At 74.4% G+C, this 5,667-nt stretch carries 7 protein-coding genes; 5 read left to right on the plus strand and 2 right to left on the minus strand.

Annotated elements, in window-relative coordinates; translation table 11 throughout:
• From QSK45_RS37810 to QSK45_RS37820, 3 genes are all read left to right on the plus strand, one after another.
• A partial coding sequence (locus tag QSK45_RS37810) for a rhodanese-like domain-containing protein (protein WP_285563493.1) occupies positions 1 to 470 on the plus strand: 470 nt, incomplete at its 5' end.
• A gap of 50 nt (positions 471 to 520) precedes the next feature.
• Positions 521 to 676, plus strand: coding sequence for a DUF8730 family Cys-rich protein (locus QSK45_RS37815; RefSeq protein WP_285563494.1), 156 nt, complete (start codon positions 521 to 523; stop codon positions 674 to 676).
• A 68-nt stretch (positions 677 to 744) separates the two neighbouring features.
• Positions 745 to 2,124, plus strand: coding sequence for an MFS transporter (locus tag QSK45_RS37820; protein WP_285563495.1), 1,380 nt, complete (start codon positions 745 to 747; stop codon positions 2,122 to 2,124).
• Here the strand turns inward: QSK45_RS37820 and QSK45_RS37825 are convergent.
• Positions 2,099 to 3,166 (minus strand): bile acid:sodium symporter family protein, encoded by a 1,068-nt coding sequence (locus QSK45_RS37825; protein ID WP_285563496.1) that lies wholly within the window; start codon positions 3,164 to 3,166, stop codon positions 2,099 to 2,101. The two genes, QSK45_RS37820 and QSK45_RS37825, sit on opposite strands and share 26 nt — an antisense overlap.
• A gap of 95 nt (positions 3,167 to 3,261) precedes the next feature.
• Positions 3,262 to 3,774 carry a hypothetical protein gene (locus QSK45_RS37830; protein WP_285563497.1) on the minus strand — a complete coding sequence of 171 codons (513 nt, stop codon included), beginning with the start codon at positions 3,772 to 3,774 and terminating at the stop codon, positions 3,262 to 3,264.
• Between the two features lie 331 nt (positions 3,775 to 4,105).
• On the opposite strand from QSK45_RS37830, the gene QSK45_RS37835 reads away from it, so the two are divergent.
• Both QSK45_RS37835 and QSK45_RS37840 read left to right on the plus strand, forming a co-directional pair.
• Complete coding sequence (locus QSK45_RS37835; protein WP_285563498.1) at positions 4,106 to 5,464, plus strand: rhodanese-like domain-containing protein; 1,359 nt, start codon at positions 4,106 to 4,108, stop codon at positions 5,462 to 5,464.
• Between the two features lie 54 nt (positions 5,465 to 5,518).
• The coding region (locus QSK45_RS37840; RefSeq protein WP_285563499.1) for a rhodanese-like domain-containing protein at positions 5,519 to 5,667 on the plus strand (149 nt) is incomplete at its 3' end.

Below are 5,667 nucleotides of genomic sequence, written 5' to 3' on the forward strand. Positions count from 1 at the left end.
AACAGGCCGGCAGCGTCCTCACCCCCCAGGACGAAATCCTCATCATCGCCCCCGAGGGCCGCGCCGAGGAAACCGTCACCCGCCTCGCCCGCATCGGCTTCGACCGCGTCCACGGCTACGCCGCCGACCCCGAACAGCTCTTCCACGCCCACCCCGACCAGATCCGCCAGGCCGCCCGGCTCACCGCCGAAACCCTGCGCGAGGAACTCACCTCGGACCAGCCGCCGCTGGTCCTGGACGTGCGCAACTGTGGCGAGCGCGCGGACGGCCGCTCCATCGAGGGCGCTCTGCACATCCCCCTGGCCGAACTGGCCAAGCGCCTCGACGAGGTCCCGGCCGAGGGCCGTCTGGTGGTCCACTGCGCCGGCGGCCACCGCTCCTCCATCGCCGCCAGCCTCATCCGCCACAACGGCCGCACCGACGTCTACGACCTCCTCGGCGGATACGGCGCCTGGGAAACCGCCGCCTGACCCGCCGGGTCCCCCGACGAGAATCCTCACGACTCGGAAAGGAATCACCCATGTGCCGACGCGTCACCTGCTCGACCTGCGGCAAGGCCACGTACGCGGGCTGCGGTAACCACGTGGAACAGGTGCTCGCGGGCGTACCGCGATCCCGGCGGTGCGACTGCCCGCCCGCGCCCAAGCGCTCCTGGTGGCCGTTCGGCCGCCGCTGAGCACGGCCGGACCAAGGGGCCCGGTGCTCCCGGCCCCTTCTCACTCTCCCCGATCCTGGAGGACCTCCGTGGGCTTCGCCGACGACCCCCTCATACCGTCCGACGCCGAGGGCGCGGGCCGGGGCGACGGTGTCCGCCTCCTCGGCGCGGACACCGCAGCCCCGGCCAGGGAGACCGTCCGAGGCCCGCGCCCAGGCCGGTCCGGCGCAGGCGCGCCCGTGCGGCTCGGGCTGCGCGCCAACTGGCCGCAGTTCACGCTGCTCGTGGTCGTCAACGTCTGCGTGGGCGGCCTGGTCGGCCTGGAACGCACGACCGTCCCGCTCATCGGAACCCGGACCTTCGGCCTCGTCGACGACCTGGCCGTCTTCTCCTTCATCATCGCCTTCGGTCTCACCAAGGCCCTCACCAACCTCGCGGCCGGCGCGCTCACGGCCTGCTTCCGCCGCAAGCAGCTCCTCCTGGCCGGCTGGCTCCTCGGGATCCCGGTCCCGTTCGTCCTCGCCTGGGCGCCGTCCTGGGGCTGGATCGTCGCGGCGAACGTGCTGCTCGGGCTCAACCAGGGCCTGGCCTGGTCCATGACCGTCAACATGAAGATCGACCTGGTCGGTCCCGCCCGCCGGGGCCTCGCCACCGGTCTGAACGAGGCGGCTGGCTACACGGCCGTCGGCGTCACCGCCCTGCTCACCGGCTATCTCGCCACGCACTACGGGCTGCGCCCCGTGCCCGAGCTGATCGGCGTGGTCTTCGTCGTCGCGGGCCTCGGCCTCGCCCTGGTCGTGCGCGACACCGCGGCCCATGTCGCGCTCGAACTGGCCCGGCACCCCGAACCGCTGCGCGGCGACGAGAGCACCGGCCTGGCCGCGACCTTCGCCCGGGTCTCCTGGCACCACCGCTCCCTGCGCGGGGCGAGCCAGGCCGGACTGGTCAACAACCTCAACGACGGTCTGACCTGGGGCGTCTTCCCCCTGCTCTTCACCGACCACGGCCTCGGCCTCGCCGCCGTCGGGCTCATCAAGGGCCTCTACCCGATCCTGTGGGGCCTCGGGCAGATCCCCACCGGCCAGCTCAGCGACCGCATGGGCCGCAAACCCCTCATCGTCACGGGGATGCTCGTCCAGGCCGTCGGCTTCGTCCTCGCCCTCGCCCTGCTGGACACCCCGCTGCTGGCGGGCGTCCTGTCCGCCGTGGCGCTCGGCCTCGGCACCGCCATGGTCTACCCGGCCCTCATCGCCTCCGTCTCCGACCACGCGCACCCCGCGTGGCGGGCCAACGCGCTCGGCACCTACCGCTTCTGGCGCGACATCGGCTACGCCGTCGGCGCCCTGGTGGCCGGAGTCCTCGCCGACGCCTTCGGCCTGCGGACGACCGTGGTCGCGGCCGCCGTGCTCACCGCGGTCTCCGGACTGCTCGCGGCCCGCTGGATCACGGAACGGCACGCCCCTCGCTGACCGCCCGGCGCGGCGCCGCGAGGGCGCTTCTCACGACGGCGCGACGCGCCGCGACCTTCTGCGCCAGCCCGTACACCAGCGCGACCAGCAAGGCGTGCGGCTGCCCCGGCAGCGCCTGTACGACGACGACCGCGCTGACGCTGACATTGCTCATCCCGCACGCCAGGGTGACCGAGGCCCCGGCGGCGGGCGGCAGCCGCAGCGCACGGGCGGTGAGGGAACCGGCGAGGAAGGCCAGCCGGCACACACCCCACCCCACGGCGACGCAGAGCACCACGACCGTCCAGGGCTGCTCGTGCAGTACGGGAACGGCGGCGGTCGCGTTGACGTAGGTCAGCGCGAGCATCGCCGCCACCGCCACCAGCGGCGCCCGGGTCAGCAGGCGGCCGGTGGCGGCGGAGGGAAGGAACCGCCGGGCCAGCAGCCCGACCGCGCAGGGCAGGGCGACGGCGCCCGTCAGCAGCGCACGCGCCTGGTCGGCCGCGCTGTCGATCAGCGTCTGCGTCCGAACCGCCGACGGCAGGACATGACCCAGCAGGCCCAGCGTCGCGGGCATGGTCAGCGGACTGACCAGCGCGGACAGGAGCACGACGGCCAGCAGGGCGGTGCCATCGCCGTCCCGGCCGATCCAGACCGTCGCGGCGGCGGCCACGGGGGCCGCCGCGATCAACGCGACGGCCGTGGACAGGCCCCCGGCCGGCCCGCGCAACCCCGCGGCGGACAGCACCAGGGCGGTGACCGGTGCCAGGACGAAGGCGGTCAGCAGATGCGCGGCCAGCCCCGCGAGCACGACCTTCGGCCGCCGGACGGCGGCCAGGGCCCGCTCCGGCGGCACCTGGAAGGCAGCGGCGAAGAGGATGACGAACAGCGCGACGACGGACACGTCGAGGCGCAGCCCGAAGAGGCCGAGCGCGGCTTCGCGCAGCCGGGTCCCGGGCTCGGGCACGAGCAGGGCGAGCAGGTAGCAGACGAGGACGGCAGGGCCCAGCAGCCGGTGGATCCCACCGGAGGGCCGGCTGCCGCGGGCAGGGCGAGCAGGCATGCGGAGTTCCTTGGTGTGCCGCAAGGGGTTTCAGGGACGCGGAACGGCGAAGCGGGCGCGCCCGGTACGGGCACGAACCGCGCGCCGGGCATTCCCTAGACCCTGAGCAGCACTTCCGGACGGCCGCCCGACACCCGCCCGAGCACGGGCGGCTCGGGGGACGGCGACAGCGCGCTCGTCGGTGCCTTCCCGCGCACCTCGCACGAGACGCACGCCTGGGCGCGCGGAGCCGAGTCGGGGGCCACCGCGGCGACCGCCTTGGCGCCCTGGCAGTGGCTGCCCGCGGTCTGCTGCACGCCGGAGACCACGGCCCGGGACGCCAACGCGACGAGCGGCCCGCGCGGCGAACCCGACCCGGACACCCCCGACCGCCCAGGCGACGAACCCGACCCGGACACCACCAACGACCCAGGCGACGAACCCGGCCCGGACACGGCCGGCAGCCCCTGCGACGTGCCCGGCACGAACGCGGCGAGGTGCCGGTGCGAGGAGCCGGACGCGGTTCCGGCCAGGGTGCGCATGCGCGGGCAGCCGCCGAGCGCGGCGGCGAGGACGGCGCCGACGAGCGCGGCGACGAGGAGGGCCACCCAGGCAGGGCGCGCGCTCACCGCCGGCCTCGTCCCCTCGTCCCACAGACGCACGCCCCGGACGCTACGACGCCGACGCGGCAACGGACGTCCGCCTCGCGCCGGACACGGCGCCGCGTCCCCCGCACGGGTCTACGGCAGGCGCGCGGCTCCACCTCTCACCTCTGAGCGAAAATACCCCACGGGGTATTCGAACCATGCTCACCGGCCACCCCTGACGCCCCCTCCGGGCCGGCCCGGCGACGACCGGCCCGCCCTTCGGTGCGGGCACGAGTAAAGAAATACCCCCTGGGGTACTCGTGTTATGGTCGTACACATACCCCGGGGGGTAATCACCGAAGGGAGCGTCCCCGTGTTCTTCATCGACACCATCGAGCTCGAGGGCCTCGGAAACCGCAGCTATCTCGCCGGAGGCCGGCAGGCCGCCGTGGCGGTGGACCCGCCGCGCGACTTCGACCAGGTCCTCGCGGCGGCGGTGCGACGCGGTGTACGGATCACCCACGTGGTGGAGACCCACATCCACAACGACTACGTCACCGGCGGCCTGGAGCTGGCCCGGGTGACCGGCGCCGCCTACCTGGTGCCGGCCGACGCGCGAGTGTCGTTCGCGCGGGTGCCGGTGGCCGACGGCGACACCGTCGCCCTCGACGACGCGCTGGAACTGCGGGCGGTCGCCACCCCCGGCCACACCCCCCACCACACCTCCTACGTCCTGCGCGAGCAGGGACGACCCGTGGCCGCGTTCACCGGCGGCTCCCTGCTGATCGGCACGGTGGGCCGGCCCGACCTGGTAGAGCCCCGCCTGACCGAGCGGCTGGCCCGCGCCCAGCACGCCTCCGCCCACCGGCTGGCCGCCGAGCTGCCGGACGAGACATCCGTGCTGCCCACGCACGGCTTCGGCAGCTTCTGCTCCTCCGCCCAGGCCGAGGGCGACACCACCACGATCGGCAAGGAGAAGTCGGCCAACGCCGCGCTCACCACGGACGTCGACTCCTTCGTCGCCGGGCTGCTCGCCGAGCTCGACGACATCCCCGCCTACTACGCGCACATGGGCCCGGCCAACGCCGCGGGTCCCGCGCCGGTGGACCTCACCCCGCCCGCCGTCGCCGACGCCCGGGAGATCGCGGCCCGGCTCGCTGCCGGCGAGTGGGTCGTGGACCTGCGCAACCGTGTCGCGTTCGCCGAGGGTCATGTCGCCGGGTCCTTCAACTTCGAGGCCGACGGCAAGATCGCCACGTACCTTGCCTGGATGATCCCGTGGGGCAAGCCGGTCACCCTGCTCGCCGAGTCCCCCGAGCAGCTGGCCGCCGCCCAGCGGGAGCTGGTCCGGGTCGGCATCGACCGGCCCGCCGCCGCGGCGACCGGCGCGCCCGAGGAGTGGGTGGCCGAGGGCGAGAGCCTCGTCTCCTTCCCCCGCTCCACCTTCGCCGGCCTGGCCGAGCGCGGCACGGACGACGTCGTCGTCCTGGACGTGCGCCGCGACTCCGAGCGCGCCGACGGCCACATCGAGAACTCCGTCCACATCCCGATCCACCTGCTGCCCAAGCGGCTGGACGAGATACCGGCGGGCACCGTCTGGGTGCACTGCGCCGGCGGTATGCGGGCCGGCATCGCCGCCTCCCTGCTGCACGCCGCCGGCCGGGACGTGGTGGCCGTGGACGACGGCTTCGAATCCGCCACCGCCGCGGGCCTGTCCGTGGTGACCGGCTGACCGGCTCCGCCCACCGCCCGCTCTGATCCATCCGTTTTCCCGAGAGGCCGAGTGATGTCCCTCCTCCCCCACGACCAGGACCGTGTCACCGTCGACGAGGCCGTCCGGTACACCCGGGGCGGCGACGCCCAGGCGGTCCTGCTGGACGTGCGCGAGCAGCGTGAGTGGGACGCCGGGCACGCGCCCGGCGCCGTGTACGCGCC

This window comes from Streptomyces hygroscopicus subsp. hygroscopicus (assembly GCF_030269125.1).
GTDB lineage: Bacteria > Actinomycetota > Actinomycetes > Streptomycetales > Streptomycetaceae > Streptomyces > Streptomyces hygroscopicus_C.